Genomic DNA, 15,888 nt, shown 5'->3' with positions numbered 1-15,888 from the left:
CAGCCGTTACTCGGGCTCATACCCCATCCGCCAACTAACGGCCCGCGTCGCAGCCAACAACCGCTGCGCCGCCGGGCCGTTTTCGTCGGCGTGAAACAATGACGCCGGGCCGACAATGGTCATCACCGCCGCAACATGCCCGACAGCATTGAACACCGGCGCCGACAACGCATCGACCCCCGGCATCAGCAAACCATGCACATGATGCAGACCGCGTTCGCGGATCTGTTCGCACAACGCCTTATAGGCCTGATCGTCCGCCAGCGCTTGTGAAGCGCTGCTTTGCAGTTCCTGCTCGCGCAAATCGACGGTTTCACGCTTCGGCAGATAGGCGCCGAACACCAGCCCTGTTGAAGAACTGAGCAACGGCAACACCGAACCCAACTGCGTGACCACCGTCACCGCGCGCACCGCCGGTTCGATGTGAACCACGGTCGCGCCCTGGTTGCCCCACACCGCGATAAAGCAGGTTTCATTCAGATCGTCACGCAACTCGGCCAAGGGCAGGGCGCCGACTTTCAGCACGTCCATACTGTTGAGTGCGGCGAGTCCGACGCGCAAGGCTTCGCGGCCCAGACCGTAATGGTTGGTGGCAGCATTCTGTTCAGCAAAACCGCTGGCGATCAGCGCCTGTAGATAGCGGTGAACCTTGCTCGCCGGCATCTGTACATGTTCGGCCAGGCGCGACAGTGAAGTCGATGGCGACAACTCGGCCAAGGCCTTGAGGATGTCGGTGCCGACCTCGGCCGAGCGGACTTTCTGTTTATCGTTGCTGCGCGGCGTTTCCATGGAGGCGGTCTGATCCCGGGACGAATGGGCGTCTTTATAGCTTGACGGTCAATACCAATCAAATTACGTTAAGCGTAATCGAATTACGATAAAAATAACCCGGGCGTGCCGAGACCTCTTCAACGGAGCGACAGGCCATTGCCTACTCCCTGTTCAGGAGGCTCCATGAACCTCGATTCAACGGCGCCAGCGCTGGCTTATCAGTCCGGCTTCGGCAACGAATTCAGCACCGAAGCGTTGCCCGGCGCACTGCCCGTCGGCCAGAATTCCCCGCAAAAAGCCCCTTACGGTCTCTACACCGAACTGTTCTCAGGCACGGCGTTCACCATGGCTCGCAGTGAAGCGCGGCGCACCTGGATGTACCGCATTCAGCCGTCGGCCAATCACCCAGCGTTCATCAAACTGGATCGGCAACTGGCCGGCGGCCCATTGGGTGAAGTAACCCCCAATCGCCTGCGCTGGAATCCGCTGGACATCCCGGCCGAGCCAACCGATTTTATCGACGGGCTGGTGAGCATGGCCGCCAACTCGGGCGCGGAAAAACCGGCCGGGATCAGTATCTACAGCTACCGCGCCAACCGCTCCATGGAGCGCGTTTTTTTCAACGCTGACGGCGAACTGCTGCTGGTGCCTGAACTGGGACGCCTGCGCATTGCGACCGAATTGGGCGTGCTGGAACTGGAGCCACTGGAAATCGCCGTGCTGCCGCGCGGTCTGAAATTCCGCGTCGAACTGCTCGACCCGCAAGCTCGCGGCTACATCGCCGAAAACCACGGCGCGCCGCTGCGTCTGCCGGATCTGGGGCCGATCGGAAGCAACGGCCTGGCCAACGCGCGGGACTTCCTGACCCCGGTTGCGCATTACGAAAACCTCAAACAACCGACCACCCTGGTGCAGAAATTTCTCGGCCAGTTGTGGGGCTGCGAGCTCGATCATTCGCCGCTGAACGTGGTCGCCTGGCACGGCAATAACGTGCCGTACAAATATGACCTGCGCCGCTTCAACACCATCGGCACGGTCAGTTTCGATCACCCGGACCCGTCGATCTTTACCGTCCTGACGTCGCCGACCAGCGTCCATGGTCTGGCCAATCTGGACTTCGTGATCTTCCCGCCACGCTGGATGGTCGCCGAGAAAACCTTCCGGCCACCGTGGTTCCACCGCAACCTGATGAACGAATTCATGGGCCTGATCAAGGGCGAATACGACGCCAAGGCCGAAGGCTTCGTGCCCGGCGGCGCGTCCTTGCACAGTTGCATGAGCGCCCACGGCCCGGATGGCGAAACCTGCACCAAGGCGATCAACGCCGAACTTGCGCCAGCGAAAATCGACAACACCATGGCCTTCATGTTCGAGACCAGCCAGGTGCTGCGCCCGAGTCGATTCGCCCTGGATTGTCCGCAACTGCAAAACAATTACGACGCTTGCTGGGCGACGCTGCCCGCCACTTTCGACCCGACCCGGAGATAACCCATGACTCAGACTTCCATCACTCGTAGCTGGGTTGCCTCCGCCAACGGCCATGCTGATTTCCCATTGCAAAACCTGCCGCTGGGCGTGTTCAGCGTGAAGGGTTCGGCACCGCGCAGTGGCGTGGCCATTGGCGAACATATCTTTGATCTGGAAGCTGCACTGGACGCCGGGCTGTTCGATGGCGTTGCAAAAACTGCAGTCGAAGCCACCCGTGGCGGTCAGCTGAACGCGTTCTTCGAACTGGGGCGTGGCGCTCGCGTTGCCCTGCGCGAACGCCTGCTGGAACTGTTCAAAGAAGGCAGCACGCTGCACGGCAAGATCGAAGCCCAAGGCGCAAAACTGCTGCCACTGGCGGCGAATTGCGAGATGCACCTGCCAGCGAAAATCAACGACTACACCGACTTCTACGTCGGCATCGAGCACGCGCAGAACGTCGGCAAACTGTTCCGTCCGGACAACCCGTTGCTGCCGAACTACAAGTACGTGCCGATCGGTTATCACGGCCGCGCCTCGACCATTCGCCCGTCGGGCACCGACGTTCGCCGTCCGAAAGGCCAGACCCTGCCGGCCGGTCAGACCGAGCCGACGTTTGGCCCATGTGCACGTCTGGATTACGAACTGGAGCTGGGCATCTGGATCGGTCAGGGCAACGAGATGGGCGACTCGATCGCCATCGGTGACGCTGCCGATCACATCGCCGGTTTCTGCCTGCTCAATGACTGGTCGGCGCGCGACATTCAGGCTTGGGAATACCAGCCGCTGGGGCCGTTCCTGTCGAAGAGTTTCATCACCAGCATCTCGCCGTGGGTGGTGACTGCCGAGGCGCTGGAGCCGTTCCGTAAAGCCCAGCCGGCGCGTCCGGAAGGCGATCCGCAGCCGCTACCGTACCTGTTCGACAAGCGCGATCAAGCCGCTGGCGGTTTCGACATCGAACTGGAAGTGCTGCTGCTCACCGAAGGCCTGCGCGAGCAAAACCTGCCGGCCCATCGCCTGACCCTGAGCAATACCAAACACATGTACTGGACCGTGGCGCAAATGGTCGCGCACCACAGCGTCAACGGCTGCCAGTTGCAGGCCGGCGACCTGTTCGGTTCGGGCACGTTGTCGGGGCCTGAGAACGGTCAGTTCGGCAGCCTGCTGGAAATCACCGAGGGCGGTAAAAAGCCGATCGAACTCGCGTCCGGCGAGGTGCGTAAATTCCTTGAGGACGGCGACGAAATCATCCTGCGTGCCCGTTGCAACCGCGAGGGTTTTGTCTCCATCGGTTTCGGCGAATGCCGCGGCAAAGTGCTGCCGGCGCGCTAAGAGGATCGGGTCATGGAACTCTATACCTACTACCGTTCGACATCGTCCTATCGGGTGCGCATTGCGTTGGCGCTCAAGGGGCTGGATTACCAGGCGCTGCCGATCAATCTGATCGCACCGCCAGGTGGTGAACATCGACAGCCGCCGTATCTGAGCATTAATCCGCAAGGCCGAGTGCCGGCCTTGCGCACTGACGAAGGTGAGCTGTTGATCCAGTCGCCGGCGATCATCGAATACCTGGAGGAACGTTATCCACAGGTGCCGCTGCTCTCCAAGGACCTCACCGCTCGCGCCCATGAGCGTGGTGTGGCGGCGGTGATTGGTTGCGACGTGCATCCGCTGCACAACGTCAGCGTGCTCAACAAGCTGCGGCAGTTGGGGCACGATGAACCGCAAGTGGTGGAGTGGATCGGGCACTGGATCAGCCAAGGGTTGGCGACGGTGGAGCAGTTGATCGGTGACACCGGTTACTGCTTTGGCGATCAACCGGGGCTGGCGGACGTCTATTTGATCCCGCAGTTGTATGCAGCCGAGCGCTTCAATATTTCTCTGGAAGCCTACCCGCGAATTCGTCGAGTGGCGGCATTGGCGGCGACACATCCAGCCTTCTTCCTGGCCCATCCGGCGAACCAGCCCGATACTCCTTAATGGCTTCACATAGACCTAATGTGGGAGCGGTCTTGCTCGCGAAGAACGATAACGCGGTGCGTCAGAAATACCGCGGTGCCTTCTTCGCGAGCAAGCCCGCTCCCACATGAGATCAGTGAACCACTGAGTTGGGCGGCAAATGCCCCAGCCGTTCAGTCAGGCGAATCCGCTGGATCGGGTCGTCACTGAGCAGCAGGGCATGCTCCAGGTCGAAGCGCTCGGCGTTCGGGCAATCCAGTCGTTGATACAGGCTGGCCCGGGCCAGGTAGTCGGAGGCGCTGGCGTTGCCCAGTTCCAGCACACGTTCGGCGTCGATCAGGGCGCCGATGTAGTCATCGTTGGAAAGGTGTAACTGACGCAGGTTGCGCGACAACCGCTGCAGCATTTGCACAGGCTCGGCGGTGAGCAAATGCTCGGCGCCAAGCTTCAGGTTTGGGCCGTACTGGCGTTGCAGCAATTCCCGACAGTCGTTGGGGTACAAACGACGCCCGCCGCATGGGTCGAGCAGGTGATCGGCGCCCGGTACCCGCAGCAGGAAATGCCCGGGGAAGTTGACGCCAACCATGGGAATTTCCAGACCTTTGGCCAGTTCCAGTGCAATCAATCCCAGACTCAGTGGCTGCCCACGCCTGCGTTCCAGCACTTTATTGACCAGCGCGACTTGCGGACGCAATGGCGAGGAGTCGTCCTGAGCGAATCCCAGGTCATTCATACGCCGTAACAACGGTTGGGCCAACTCGCTGACCGGCAACATCGGCAAGCCAGAACTGACCCGTTGTTGCAGGTCCTTGAAATCGTTCAGCACCGCTTCGGGATTTACCTCACTGTCGTGCTCGGCGGCAATCCACAGCGCCGCCTCGAACAGCGCGGGCGGTGAACGTTGCAGACAGTCGAAAAAACGTTGGCGGGGGGTCATCAAAATCTCCGGGTCATGCCTCGTTTTAGCCCCGTCTCCGCCATTCGTCCAGTGCCGGACATAGGCGGTTGCAGGTTATGTCCGAAAGTCTGCATGGCGACGTCGCTTATTCCGGTGCGCTTCTGCAATTTTCGGGCGCAAGCCTATACTGGCGACTACAAGAAGTGATTCGGGAGCCCTACGATGTTCGCTCTCATGCAAAGCACTCGCCTTGAATCCCTGCATCTGAGCGTCGACTCGGTCACCGGGTTGAAGGCGGTCATTGCCATTCATAACAGCCGTCTGGGGCCTGCCCTGGGCGGGTGTCGTTACCTTGCCTATCCCAGCGACGAATCTGCCGTCGAGGATGCGGTGCGCCTTGCCCAAGGCATGAGTTACAAGGCGGCGCTGGCCGGCCTGGCTCAGGGCGGCGGCGTGGCGGTGATTGTTCGCCCGGTCCATGTGGAAAACCGCGCCGCGCTGTTCGAAGCGTTCGGGCGTTGCATCAATCAGCTCGACGGCCGCTACATCACCGCCATCGACAGTGGCACCTCGGTGGCGGACATGGATTGCATCGCCCAACAGACCCAGCACGTCACCAGCACCACCGCCGCGGGCGACCCTGCACCGCACGCGGCGATGGGCGTGTTCACCGGCATTCGTGCCACCGCCATGGCCCGACTGGGCAGCGATAACCTCGAAGGCCTGCGAGTGGCGATTCAAGGGCTCGGCAACGTTGGCTATGCCCTCGCCGAACAGCTGCACGCTGCCGGTGCCGAACTGCTGGTCAGCGACATCGATCACGGCAAAGTGCAATTGGCCATGGAGCAACTCGGCGCTCACCCGATCGCCAACGACGCGCTGCTCAGCACCCCTTGCGACATTCTCGCGCCCTGCGGCCTCGGTGGCGTGCTCAACAGCCACAGCGTGACGCAATTGCGCTGCGCGGCGGTGGCCGGTTCGGCGAACAACCAACTGACCCATCTGGAAGTCGCTGATCAACTGGAACGGCGGGGCATTCTGTATGCGCCGGATTACGTGATCAATTCAGGCGGGCTGATCTACGTTTCGCTCAAACACCGCGGCGAAGAGCTAGCGACCATCACCGCACACCTGTCGAAAATCAGCTCCCGGCTGACCGAAGTCTTCGCCCATGCCCAAGCGGAAAAACGCTCGCCGGCCCGAGTGGCTGACGAATTGGCGGAGAAAGTGCTGTATCGATGAGCTTGAACCGATGAAGGAGTGAGGGCCTATCCGGCAGACTTGCTCCCAAGGCCTGGCGCCACAAGCGTCAGGCTTGACTGACGCACGCTGACGCGGCGTGCCAGGAGCCCCTGTGATGCCTCACAAGGTTGAGCTGCCTTACACCCGTTTTTTATCCCCCGAAGGTCAATTGCTCGGCGAACTTCCTACCTGGGCCGACGATTTCAATCTGCTGACGCGCCTTTATCGGCAGATGGTCCTGACCCGCCTTTTCGATCAGAAAGCCGTCGCCCTGCAACGCACCGGGCGCATCGGCACTTATGCGCCGACGTTGGGCCAGGAAGCCATTGGCGTCGCCGTCGGCAGCGTGATGCACGCCGAAGACGTTCTGATTCCGTATTACCGTGACACCGCCGTGCAGTTGATGCGTGGGGTGCGCATGGAAGAAATCCTCCTGTACTGGGGCGGCGACGAGCGCGGCAGCGACTTTGCCGAACCGGCGGCGGCCCAGGACTTTCCGATCTGTGTGCCGATTGCTACCCAGGCCCTGCATGCCTGCGGCGTTGCCAGTGCATTCAAAATCCGCGGCGAGCATCGGGTCGCCGTCACCACCTGCGGTGATGGGGCCACCAGCAAAGGCGATTTCCTCGAAGCCCTCAACGTCGCCGGTGCCTGGCAGTTGCCAGTGGTGTTCGTGGTCAATAACAACCAATGGGCGATCTCGGTGCCACGACGGATTCAGTGCGGCGCCCCGACGCTGGCGCAGAAAGCGATCGGTGCCGGGTTCCATGGTGAGCAGGTCGACGGCAATGACATGCTCGCGGTTTACGACCGAGTACAAGTGGCCCTCGAACGGGCGCGTCACGGTAAAGGCCCGGTGTTGCTGGAATGCCTGAGCTACCGCCTCGGCGACCACACGACGGCCGACGACGCCACACGCTATCGGCCGGCAGATGAGGTCAAGCAGGCCTGGCTCGAAGAACCGATCAAACGCCTGCAACGTTTCATGGTCGGCCAGGGCGTGTGGGACGAAGGCCGCGAACAGACGCTGATCAGCGAATGTCAGGGGCTGGTGCAGCGTGCTGTGGATAACTTCGAAGCGGCGGGTATTCAGGCACCCGAATCGATCATGGATCACGTCTACGCCCAATGGCCGGAGTCCCTCGCCGGGCAGCGTGAAGAGTTGCTCGAACGGGCGGCGCGCCGCGCGGGAGATTCGAGCCATGAGTAACGGCAAAGTCACGTTGCTGGACGCGGTGAATCTCGCGCTGCATCGGGCGATGAGCGAAGACGAGAACGTCATCGTCCTCGGTGAAGACGTCGGGGTGAATGGTGGCGTGTTTCGCGCGACTCAAGGGTTGCGTGACAGCTTCGGCTTCAAGCGAGTGATTGACTCGCCGCTGGCCGAAACCATGCTCGGCGGACTGGTGGTCGGCATGGCCGCTCAGGGCCTGAAACCGGTAGTGGAAATCCAGTTCATGGGTTTCATCTACGCGGCCATGGAACACCTGGTGTCCCACGCCAGCCGCATGCGTAATCGCACGCGCGGGCGGATCACATGCCCGATGGTGATGCGCACGCCGATGGGCGCAGGGATTCGCGCGCCGGAACATCACAGCGAAAGCACTGAAGCATTGTTCGCGCACATTCCAGGTCTGCGGGTGGTGATCCCGTCATCGCCCGCCCGGGCCTATGGCTTGTTGTTGGCGGCCATCGATGACCCTGATCCGGTGGTGTTTCTCGAGCCGACCCGGCTCTATCGCATGAATCCGCAAACGCTGGTGGATGACGGTAAACGCCTGCCGCTGGACAGCTGTTTCACCCTGCGCGAAGGCAGCGACATCACGTTGATCAGCTGGGGCGCCAGCGTGATGGAAACCCTGCGAGCCGCCACCGCATTGGCCGAGCGGGGCGTCTCGGCGGAGGTGATCGATGTCGCGAGTATCAAGCCGCTGGACCTCGACACGATGGAAGCCTCGGTGCGCAAGACCGGTCGTTGCGTGATCGTTCATGAAGCGCCACGCTCCTGTGGCGTCGGTGCGGAAATCGCCGCGAGCCTCTACGAGCGGGTGTTGCTGGAATTGCAGGCGCCGATCCAGCGGGTTACCGCGCCGGACATTCCACCGCCGCTGTATCGACTGGAGTCGCTGTACATGCCCAACGTCGAGGACATTCTTCAGGCCTGCGACAACGTTCTGCACTTCGCCTGAACCCAAGGAGGCTGCGATGAAATATTTCAAACTGCCGGATCTGGGCGAGGGTTTGCAGGAGGCGGAAATCGTCCGCTGGCACGTCGCGGTCGGCGATACCGTCAAGGCCGATCAACTGCTGGTGTCGGTAGAAACCGCCAAGGCGCTGGTGGATATCCCCGCCCCCTACGACGGCGTGGTGGCGAAACTCCACGGCGGCGAGGGCGACATTATTCACGTCGGTGAACCCTTGCTCGGTTACGAAGGCGAAGCCGATGCGGGCACCGTAGTGGGGCGACTCGAAGGTGGCGGCAGCAGTCAGGATGACTCGTTTTTCATCGGCGCTGCCCCCTCGACCCGAGAGCACCTGGCGACTCGTGCCACGCCAGCCGTGCGGCAACTGGCCCGGCAACTCGGCGTGGAGTTGAGCGGGTTGACGGGCTCAGGCCACGAGGGGCTGATCACCCGCACGGATGTGGAAAACGCGGCTCAAACTGAACTGGATCGCTTCGGCGGCGAACGGTTGCGCGGTGTTCGGCGCAGCATGGCGCTGAACATGGCCCGGTCCCACGCCGAAGTCGTGCCCGTGACGATTTTCGGTGACGCCGACCTGCATCGCTGGGGGCAGGCGCGCGAACCGCTGATTCGTCTCGCCAAAGCGATGGCGGCCGCGTGCGCCGTGGAGCCGGTGCTCAACAGCGCCTTCGACGGCAAAAGCCTGTCGCTCAAACAACATGAACGGCTCGATCTGGGCATCGCCGTGGACACCCCGGACGGCTTGTTCGTGCCAGTGCTGCGCGATGTCGGTCATCGCACTTCGGCGGATTTGAAGGAAGGCGTCATGCGATTAAGGGCCGACGTGCAGGCGCGATCGATTCCGCCCAAGGAAATGATGGGGGCGACCCTGACGCTGTCGAATTTCGGCACTTTGTTCGGTCGCTACGCCAATCCGGTGGTGGTGCCGCCGCAAGTGGCGATCCTCGCTGCTGGCGCGATCCGCGACGAACCGGTGGCGGTCGATGGCGCGGTGGTGGTGCACCCGGTCCTGCCGCTGTCCCTGACCTTCGATCATCGCGTGGTGACGGGCGGCGAGGCGGCGCGTTTCTTCAAGGCGCTGGTCGAGGCGCTGGAGCAACCCGAAGCTTAGGTTTTTCGCAGGCATTAAAAAGGCCCTGAGTCATTTGACTCAGGGCCTATTCAATTCGGGCGTTGCTTACTTGGCAGCTTTGGGCGCTTTAGCTGGCTTGGTCGGCTCAGCGACTTCAGCAGGTGCAGGGGCCTCAACGGGTGCGGCCTTTTCAACGACTTCAGCAGGCGCATTGAGCAATTCGGACAACGCGTCCGGCTGGCTCTTGAACGCCTTGGCGAACACATCGCGGTTCTTCGCCATGTAGATCCCGGCTTCTTCCACTTGCTGCTCGGTCAGGGACGGAACGGCTTTTTGCAACACTTCAGCCAGCAATTCGGCCAGTTCGAGCATTTTGTCATGACGGTCAGCTTCGGCTTTATCCATGAACAAGCGCTCCAGATCTCGGCTGCTGCGGTATACCACTTCGACGGCCATTCACCACCTCACATGCCTTCACATTAAGTTGTCTTATTCGACCACTGTATTTATATACAGCTAAAAGGATAAGCGAATCCCTGCGCTTTGGGTAGTGGCTTTTTAATGTAGACCGAATTCAGGTGGTCTGCGCAAGACCTATGGGAGCCGAGCTTGCTCGCGATGAGGCCCTCGAACTCTCCACAAAAGTGTCCAATGGCAGCCCATCGCCATCTCACCCAACAGTCTCTGGCCTTTTTTCTGCATGCAGATCAACCGTCACGTCAAACCCGCATCATCCGCTCGAACCGAGCTAAGGAAGAATCATCGTGAAAATCAACTGGGCCGAGAACCTGCGGCAGAACGTGCACCAACTGGCCGAGTCCCTGGGCAACCTGTTCGTCGAGACCTTCCACTACCTGGCGCTGTTCGCCATCGGTGCCGTCACCGCGTGGGCAGCGGTGATGGAATTTCTGGGGATGATCGAAGCAGGGCACATCAAGATCGATGACATCTTGCTGCTGTTCATCTACCTGGAACTGGGGGCGATGGTCGGGATTTACTTCAAGACCAACCACATGCCGGTGCGTTTCCTGATCTACGTGGCGATCACTGCGCTGACGCGGTTGCTGATCTCTAACGTCTCGCACCACAACCCGCCGGATATCGGCATCATCTACCTGTGCGGCGGGATTCTGCTGCTGGCGTTCTCGATTCTGGTGGTGCGTTACGCCTCGTCGCAATTCCCTTCGGTGAAGATCGAACACCCGCAACGCAAGATCGGTGCGGGCTCCGGTGAGCATCCCGAAGTGGAGAAGGGCGAGCTTTAAAGCCGCATGGCTGGCCGGCTGTGGCCCTTGACGCGGGGCGGCGGCAGGTTGTGATTGTCGCCGTCAGTCATGGCTTCGAGGATGGCCACTGCGCTGTGGCCCTGTTCGATAGCAATGCCGAACTGAATGCTTTGCACCAGGCGTTTGAGGCGCTGGGGGTCATTGCGTTGTTCGGCGCTGATCATCCGTTTGGCGACCACGTGACCGCTGTTGGACAGGGTCAGCATGATGCTGCCATCCAGGCCCTGAATGCTCAGGTTGATCTGATAATCCGCTGCAAAAGCATCGGTAATGAGCTGAAAGGGGTTGTCCATGATGCGTCACCGCCTGATTGAACGTGCAGTTGTTGACCCGCCGTGATCGGGATAAGTTCGCAACACCAGACCACCGGCACGTCGCTCGCTGAGGTTTTCAAACGTCCTTTTGCCTCTGGAGTGTCATAGCAAGGGCCATGCCGGGAAAACTGTCGAACAATGATCTCGGCAAAAAAGAGGCGGGCTCTGTGGCCCGCCTTCTTTTTGCCTACCCGTTTCAGGGCATGAATGAGTAGATGATCGCAGACAGTGCAATCAAACCGATCAACCCCACGAACACGTTCGAGGCCTGACCCGAATACTGGCGCAAGGCCGGCACGCGGCGGATGGCGTACATCGGCATCAGGAACAACAAACACGCGATGATTGGCCCGCCGAGGGTTTCGATCATGCCGAGGATGCTCGGGTTGAACGTCGCCACGGCCCAGCAGCTGAGAATCATGAACAGCGCGGTCACGCGGTTCAGCCAACTGGCAGACATCACCCGGCCACGGCCGCGCAGGCTTTTCACGATCAGGCCCTGAAAGCCTTCGCTGGCGCCGATGTAATGGCCGAGGAAGGACTTGGTGATCGCCACCAGCGCAATCAGCGGCGCAGCGTATGCGATGACCGGCGTCTGGAAGTGGTTGGCCAGGTACGACAGGATCGAGATGTTCTGCGCCTTCGCCGCCGCCAAGTCAGCCGGGGACAGGGCCAGCACGCAGCTGAAGCAGAAGAACATCACCGTCACCACCATCATCGCGTGCGCGATGGCGAGGATGCCGCTGCTTTTGCGTTCGGCCTGTTCGCCGTAACGCTGTTTCTGGTCGACGGCGAAAGCGGAAATGATCGGCGAGTGGTTGAACGAAAACACCATCACCGGGATCGCCAGCCACAACGTCTTGAAGAACAGCGGCATCGGCATGCCTTCACTGGCGGTGGCGAAGAACGCGCCGTTCCAGTTCGGGATCAGGCTCAAACCGAGCAGCAGCAACGCCGCGACAAACGGGTAAACCAGCACGCTCATGCATTTGACGATGACGCCTTGTCCGCAACGGACGATCGCCATCAGACCGAGGATCAGCACCAGCGACAGAATCGCCCGTGGTGGCGGGGCGATGTGCAACTGATGCTCCATGAAGCTGCTCAAGGTGTTGGTCAGCGCCACGCTGTACACCAGCAGAATCGGGAAGATCGCAAAGAAATACAGCAGAGTGATCAGCTTGCCGGCGCCGATGCCGAAGTGTTCTTCCACCACTTCGGTGATGTCTCCGGAACGCCCGGACAGCACGAAGCGGGTCAGGCCTCGGTGGGCGAAGAAGGTCATCGGGAAGGCTAGTATTGCCAGGATCAGCAGCGGCCAGAAACCGCCCACGCCGGCGTTGATCGGCAGGAATAGCGTGCCGGCACCGATGGCCGTGCCATAAAGGCCGAGCATCCAGGTGGTGTCGTGTTTGCTCCAGCCCTTGGTGGCTGTTGCTGTGTCGCGTTTGAGTTCTACAGCTGGGTTATCGGCAGCAGGTGTACGTACATCGGTCATCGTTTGGCCTCGTTATTGTTCTTGCTCGGGCTCACGTATTGCGGACGGTCAGGGAATGCTCCTCAGCATTCCACCCAGCTAACAGCCAGGCCGCCCCGTGAAGTCTCTTTGTATTTGTCGTGCATGTCGGCGCCGGTATCGCGCATGGTGCGGATCACCCGGTCCAGGGAAATGAAGTGTTTGCCGTCGCCGCGCAGGGCCATTTGCGTGGCGTTGATCGCCTTCACGGCGGCGATCGCGTTGCGTTCGATACAGGGCACTTGCACCAGGCCGCCGACCGGGTCGCAGGTCAGGCCGAGGTTGTGTTCCAGGCCGATTTCGGCGGCGTTTTCCAGTTGCTCGGGCGTGGCGCCGAGTATGTCCGCCAGACCGGCAGCGGCCATGGCGCACGCCGAACCGACTTCACCCTGACAGCCAACTTCGGCGCCGGAGATAGAGGCGTTTTTCTTGCAGAGAATGCCTACAGCCGCAGCGCCCAAAAAGAACGCCACCACGTCATCGTCCGACGCGTCCGGGTTGAATTTCATGTAGTAGTGCAGCACCGCCGGAATGATCCCCGCCGCACCGTTGGTCGGCGCCGTGACCATGCGCCCGCCGGCTGCGTTTTCTTCGTTCACGGCGAGGGCAAACAGGTTGACCCACTCCATGGCCGACAGCGTGGAGGTGATGACATTCGGCTTGCCGATTTCCAGCAGGCTGCGGTGCAATTTCGCCGCGCGACGGGGAACATTCAGACCGCCGGGCAGGATGCCTTCGTGACGCAGGCCTTGCTCGACGCATTCGCGCATCACCGACCAAATGTGCAGCAGGCCATTGCGGATTTCGGCTTCGCTGCGCCAGGCCAATTCATTGGCCATCATCAATTCGGAAACCCGCAGACCGTGCTGGTTGCAGAGCTTGAGCAATTCGGCGGCGCTGGAGAAATCGTACGGCAGCACCACATCGCTGGTGGGCGCAATGCCGGACTCGGCTTCGGCCGCTTCGATGATGAAACCGCCGCCGATCGAGTAGTACGTTTGCTCCGACAGCTCACCGGTTTCGCCAAAGGCTGTCAGGGACATCGCATTGGGGTGGTAGGGCAGGCTCTCGTCGAGCAGCAGGAGGTCGTGTTGCCAGTTGAAGGCGATGGTGGTTTTGCCTGCCAGAGACAGTTCGCCGGTTTCGCGCAGCGTCTGGATTCGACTGTCGATGGACGTGGGATCGATGCTGTCCGGCCATTCGCCCATCAGCCCCATGACGCAGGCGCGGTCGGTGGCGTGACCGACGCCGGTCGCCGACAGGGAGCCGTAAAGTCGGATTTCTACGCGCCGTACGTCGGCCAGCAAGTGTTGGTCAATCAGGGCTTGGGCGAAGGTCGCAGCGGCTCGCATCGGGCCGACGGTATGGGAACTGGACGGACCGATGCCGACTTTGAAGAGATCGAAAACACTGATAGCCATGCTAAAGCCTATACAAGCAATGGAAGAGAAATCGCTGCCATTTTTGTAGGACAAGCGCAATGTCGGCGATACTGCCTACCTTGGTCCTACGTGACCAACGAAACTTCCTAAGACAGCCTTTAGCGGGACTAAACAATGAGTCGCCAATTGCACGCCCAGACTTACGTCTGGCTGCACGTGTTTTCCTGTGCCGCGCGGCACTTGTCGTTCACCCGATGCGCCGAAGAACTGCACATCACGCCGGGTGCGGTCAGTCAGCAAATCCGACAGTTGGAAGAGCGACTGGGGTTTCGACTTTTTCACCGTCGCGCTCGCGGTGTGGAACTGAGCGCCGAGGGCCAGCGACTGGCCATCACGGTCAACGAGGCTTACGGCAGCATCGATGCGGAATTGCGACGACTGGACGCCGGAATGATCAGTGGGATTCTTCGGGTGCGCTCGATTCCATCGTTCCTGAGCAAGTGGTTGACCCCAAGGTTGCCGCGTTTGCAGCAGCGCTTTCCGGACATTCAATTACGGCTGGTGGCCGAGGACAGCAGCGTGCCATTGCACGAAGGCGACTTCGATTTGGCCATCGACCTGAATGACGGCAGCTATCCCGGCTTGTTATCCACAACCTTGCTCGACGAACAGATATTCCCGGTCTGTTCCCCAAGCCTGCTGCGCGGCCGGCCGCCGCTACATGGTCCGGCGGATCTGATGCATTTCCCGTTGCTGCACGACATTACCGCCTGGCGCGGCAGCTACGAGTACGCGGAATGGGAGTTTTACCTCAACGCCATCGGTTTCGAGGGCGCGGACGTGCGGCGTGGGCACACCTTCAATCGCAATCACCTGACCATCGAAGCGGCGATTGCCGGAATGGGCGTGGCGATTGCGCGGCGAACGTTGCTCAATGACGAGTTGGAGCGGGGGACGTTGATCGTACCGTTTGGCCTGGCGGTGCCCAATCACAAGCGTTACGTGCTGCTCTATGCGCCAGGGGCGTTGAGCCATCCGGGCGTGCGTGCGGTGCATGACTGGCTGGTGGAAGAGGCGGGGATATTTCGAAGCCTGCATCCACTCGCGGAGCGGCAGATGTGAGCAATTGTGACAAAAGAGTCCGGCGACCCAACTCCCGACCTTAACAGCGCTTTTGCTCCTTGTCCGGCTTTTTTTGCGTATGAAAATTTATCTTTTTTTAGGGGTTGAATTGTTCTGCGAGCAGACCGATTGTGTAAGTCAGAGGTCACGGTGATGACGCCCAAGGGCCAGCCGAAGGGCCTCTCGCGAGCTAGCTGAAATAAGGGATGAACTATGCAAATCCAAGTCAACAGCGATAACCATATTCAAAGCAGCATCCGACTGGAGGAGTGGGTACGTACTACCATTGAGAGCACGCTCGAACGTTATGAAGAGGACCTGACACGCGTCGAGGTTCATCTGCGGGACGAGAACGGCGACAAGCCCGGTCCCCATGACATGCGCTGTCAGCTGGAAGCGCGGCCAAAAGGCCACCAACCGATTTCTGTCACTCATAAAGCCGCAAACCTGGAACTGGCGATCGACGGTGCGGCCGAAAAACTTGAACATGCGCTTGAGCACCTGTTCGGCAAATTGCGGGGCAAACCTCGTGCCGCTGTGGTGCCATTCGAGAGAGTCGCAGCCGATGCGCTGCTGGAAGACGAGTTTCTCGAGAATGAACAGGCTGCGCAAAACGGTTGATATTTAATTCGGTTTTTACCTTCCACCACTGACAAAC

At 60.6% G+C, this 15,888-nt stretch carries 15 protein-coding genes and 1 pseudogene; 10 read left to right on the top strand and 6 right to left on the bottom strand.

Annotated elements, in window-relative coordinates:
- Nucleotides 1–6 precede the first annotated feature (6 nt).
- On the bottom strand, nucleotides 7–789 hold the full coding sequence (locus tag ACSQ87_RS27085; protein ID WP_223429834.1) for an IclR family transcriptional regulator: 783 nt from the start codon (nucleotides 787–789) through the stop codon (nucleotides 7–9).
- Nucleotides 790–954: 165 nt separating this feature from the next.
- On the opposite strand from ACSQ87_RS27085, the gene hmgA reads away from it, so the two are divergent.
- The 3 genes from hmgA to maiA are packed head-to-tail and all read left to right on the top strand — an operon-like array spanning nucleotide 955 to nucleotide 4,215.
- Complete coding sequence (gene hmgA / locus ACSQ87_RS27080; RefSeq protein WP_436274771.1) at nucleotides 955–2,259, top strand: homogentisate 1,2-dioxygenase; 1,305 nt, start codon at nucleotides 955–957, stop codon at nucleotides 2,257–2,259.
- 3 nt (nucleotides 2,260–2,262) lie between these two features.
- Entirely contained in the window at nucleotides 2,263–3,567 is a 1,305-nt protein-coding gene (gene fahA, locus ACSQ87_RS27075) for a fumarylacetoacetase (protein ID WP_223429832.1), read from the top strand.
- A 12-nt stretch (nucleotides 3,568–3,579) separates the two neighbouring features.
- Nucleotides 3,580–4,215 (top strand): maleylacetoacetate isomerase, encoded by a 636-nt coding sequence (maiA, locus tag ACSQ87_RS27070; RefSeq protein ID WP_223429831.1) that lies wholly within the window; start codon nucleotides 3,580–3,582, stop codon nucleotides 4,213–4,215.
- 112 nt (nucleotides 4,216–4,327) lie between these two features.
- Here the strand turns inward: maiA and ACSQ87_RS27065 are convergent, their stop codons facing one another.
- Nucleotides 4,328–5,131 carry a SirB1 family protein gene (locus tag ACSQ87_RS27065; RefSeq protein WP_436274770.1) on the bottom strand — a complete coding sequence of 268 codons (804 nt, stop codon included), beginning with the start codon at nucleotides 5,129–5,131 and terminating at the stop codon, nucleotides 4,328–4,330.
- A 183-nt stretch (nucleotides 5,132–5,314) separates the two neighbouring features.
- Here ACSQ87_RS27065 and ACSQ87_RS27060 point away from each other — a divergent pair, with 183 nt between their 5' ends.
- The 4 genes from ACSQ87_RS27060 to ACSQ87_RS27045 all read left to right on the top strand — a co-directional run bounded on the left by ACSQ87_RS27060 (nucleotide 5,315) and on the right by ACSQ87_RS27045 (nucleotide 9,649).
- Nucleotides 5,315–6,334, top strand: a complete 1,020-nt coding sequence (locus ACSQ87_RS27060; RefSeq protein WP_150658842.1) for a Glu/Leu/Phe/Val dehydrogenase family protein — start codon at nucleotides 5,315–5,317, stop codon at nucleotides 6,332–6,334.
- 115 nt (nucleotides 6,335–6,449) lie between these two features.
- On the top strand, nucleotides 6,450–7,544 hold the full coding sequence (gene pdhA, locus ACSQ87_RS27055; RefSeq protein WP_436274769.1) for a pyruvate dehydrogenase (acetyl-transferring) E1 component subunit alpha: 1,095 nt from the start codon (nucleotides 6,450–6,452) through the stop codon (nucleotides 7,542–7,544).
- Entirely contained in the window at nucleotides 7,537–8,523 is a 987-nt protein-coding gene (locus ACSQ87_RS27050; protein WP_436274768.1) for an alpha-ketoacid dehydrogenase subunit beta, read from the top strand. The genes pdhA and ACSQ87_RS27050 overlap by 8 nt, the downstream gene beginning before the upstream one ends.
- 16 nt (nucleotides 8,524–8,539) lie before the next feature.
- The gene (locus ACSQ87_RS27045; RefSeq protein WP_436274767.1) at nucleotides 8,540–9,649 is read left to right on the top strand and encodes a dihydrolipoamide acetyltransferase family protein; all 1,110 of its coding nucleotides are present in this window, start codon (nucleotides 8,540–8,542) and stop codon (nucleotides 9,647–9,649) included.
- A gap of 162 nt (nucleotides 9,650–9,811) precedes the next feature.
- Here ACSQ87_RS27045 and ACSQ87_RS27040 read toward each other — a convergent pair.
- Nucleotides 9,812–10,066: pseudogene (locus ACSQ87_RS27040) on the bottom strand (YebG family protein); the annotation flags it as partial.
- A 308-nt stretch (nucleotides 10,067–10,374) separates the two neighbouring features.
- Between ACSQ87_RS27040 and ACSQ87_RS27035 the strand changes: the two are divergent.
- Entirely contained in the window at nucleotides 10,375–10,875 is a 501-nt protein-coding gene (locus ACSQ87_RS27035) for a phosphate-starvation-inducible protein PsiE (RefSeq protein WP_223429825.1), read from the top strand.
- On the opposite strand, the gene ACSQ87_RS27030 is transcribed toward ACSQ87_RS27035, so the two are convergent.
- The 3 genes from ACSQ87_RS27030 to ACSQ87_RS27020 form a co-directional block, all read right to left on the bottom strand.
- Entirely contained in the window at nucleotides 10,872–11,189 is a 318-nt protein-coding gene (locus ACSQ87_RS27030) for a DUF3509 domain-containing protein (RefSeq protein WP_008150633.1), read from the bottom strand. The two genes, ACSQ87_RS27035 and ACSQ87_RS27030, sit on opposite strands and share 4 nt — an antisense overlap.
- Nucleotides 11,190–11,406: 217 nt before the next feature.
- Nucleotides 11,407–12,708, bottom strand: coding sequence for a serine/threonine transporter (locus ACSQ87_RS27025; RefSeq protein ID WP_436274766.1), 1,302 nt, complete (start codon nucleotides 12,706–12,708; stop codon nucleotides 11,407–11,409).
- A gap of 62 nt (nucleotides 12,709–12,770) precedes the next feature.
- Nucleotides 12,771–14,147: an L-serine ammonia-lyase gene (locus tag ACSQ87_RS27020; RefSeq protein ID WP_436274765.1), complete on the bottom strand. Its 1,377-nt coding sequence runs from the start codon at nucleotides 14,145–14,147 to the stop codon at nucleotides 12,771–12,773.
- Nucleotides 14,148–14,282: 135 nt separating this feature from the next.
- Here ACSQ87_RS27020 and ACSQ87_RS27015 point away from each other — a divergent pair, with 135 nt between their 5' ends.
- Both ACSQ87_RS27015 and ACSQ87_RS27010 read left to right on the top strand, forming a co-directional pair.
- Nucleotides 14,283–15,230, top strand: a complete 948-nt coding sequence (locus tag ACSQ87_RS27015) for a LysR substrate-binding domain-containing protein (RefSeq protein WP_223429822.1) — start codon at nucleotides 14,283–14,285, stop codon at nucleotides 15,228–15,230.
- A 213-nt stretch (nucleotides 15,231–15,443) separates the two neighbouring features.
- Entirely contained in the window at nucleotides 15,444–15,851 is a 408-nt protein-coding gene (locus ACSQ87_RS27010) for an HPF/RaiA family ribosome-associated protein (RefSeq protein ID WP_008150614.1), read from the top strand.
- The last annotated feature ends 37 nt before the right edge of the window (nucleotides 15,852–15,888 follow it).

Source organism: Pseudomonas sp. LjRoot277, assembly GCF_964253845.1.
Taxonomy (GTDB): Bacteria; Pseudomonadota; Gammaproteobacteria; order Pseudomonadales; family Pseudomonadaceae; genus Aquipseudomonas.
The sequence above is the reverse complement of the archived record's forward strand: the minus strand, read 5'-3'. Positions and strand labels throughout refer to the sequence as shown.

What these genes read in the sequence shown, in the direction of transcription:
- ACSQ87_RS27085 (WP_223429834.1), bottom strand. Translation starts at nt 789, where the DNA reads ATGGAAACGCCGCGCAGCAACGATAAACAGAAAGTCCGCTCGGCCGAG.
- hmgA (WP_436274771.1), top strand. Translation starts at nt 955, where the DNA reads ATGAACCTCGATTCAACGGCGCCAGCGCTGGCTTATCAGTCCGGCTTC.
- fahA (WP_223429832.1), top strand. Translation starts at nt 2,263, where the DNA reads ATGACTCAGACTTCCATCACTCGTAGCTGGGTTGCCTCCGCCAACGGC.
- maiA (WP_223429831.1), top strand. Translation starts at nt 3,580, where the DNA reads ATGGAACTCTATACCTACTACCGTTCGACATCGTCCTATCGGGTGCGC.
- ACSQ87_RS27065 (WP_436274770.1), bottom strand. Translation starts at nt 5,131, where the DNA reads ATGACCCCCCGCCAACGTTTTTTCGACTGTCTGCAACGTTCACCGCCC.
- ACSQ87_RS27060 (WP_150658842.1), top strand. Translation starts at nt 5,315, where the DNA reads ATGTTCGCTCTCATGCAAAGCACTCGCCTTGAATCCCTGCATCTGAGC.
- pdhA (WP_436274769.1), top strand. Translation starts at nt 6,450, where the DNA reads ATGCCTCACAAGGTTGAGCTGCCTTACACCCGTTTTTTATCCCCCGAA.
- ACSQ87_RS27050 (WP_436274768.1), top strand. Translation starts at nt 7,537, where the DNA reads ATGAGTAACGGCAAAGTCACGTTGCTGGACGCGGTGAATCTCGCGCTG.
- ACSQ87_RS27045 (WP_436274767.1), top strand. Translation starts at nt 8,540, where the DNA reads ATGAAATATTTCAAACTGCCGGATCTGGGCGAGGGTTTGCAGGAGGCG.
- ACSQ87_RS27030 (WP_008150633.1), bottom strand. Translation starts at nt 11,189, where the DNA reads ATGGACAACCCCTTTCAGCTCATTACCGATGCTTTTGCAGCGGATTAT.
- ACSQ87_RS27025 (WP_436274766.1), bottom strand. Translation starts at nt 12,708, where the DNA reads ATGACCGATGTACGTACACCTGCTGCCGATAACCCAGCTGTAGAACTC.
- ACSQ87_RS27020 (WP_436274765.1), bottom strand. Translation starts at nt 14,147, where the DNA reads ATGGCTATCAGTGTTTTCGATCTCTTCAAAGTCGGCATCGGTCCGTCC.
- ACSQ87_RS27015 (WP_223429822.1), top strand. Translation starts at nt 14,283, where the DNA reads ATGAGTCGCCAATTGCACGCCCAGACTTACGTCTGGCTGCACGTGTTT.
- ACSQ87_RS27010 (WP_008150614.1), top strand. Translation starts at nt 15,444, where the DNA reads ATGCAAATCCAAGTCAACAGCGATAACCATATTCAAAGCAGCATCCGA.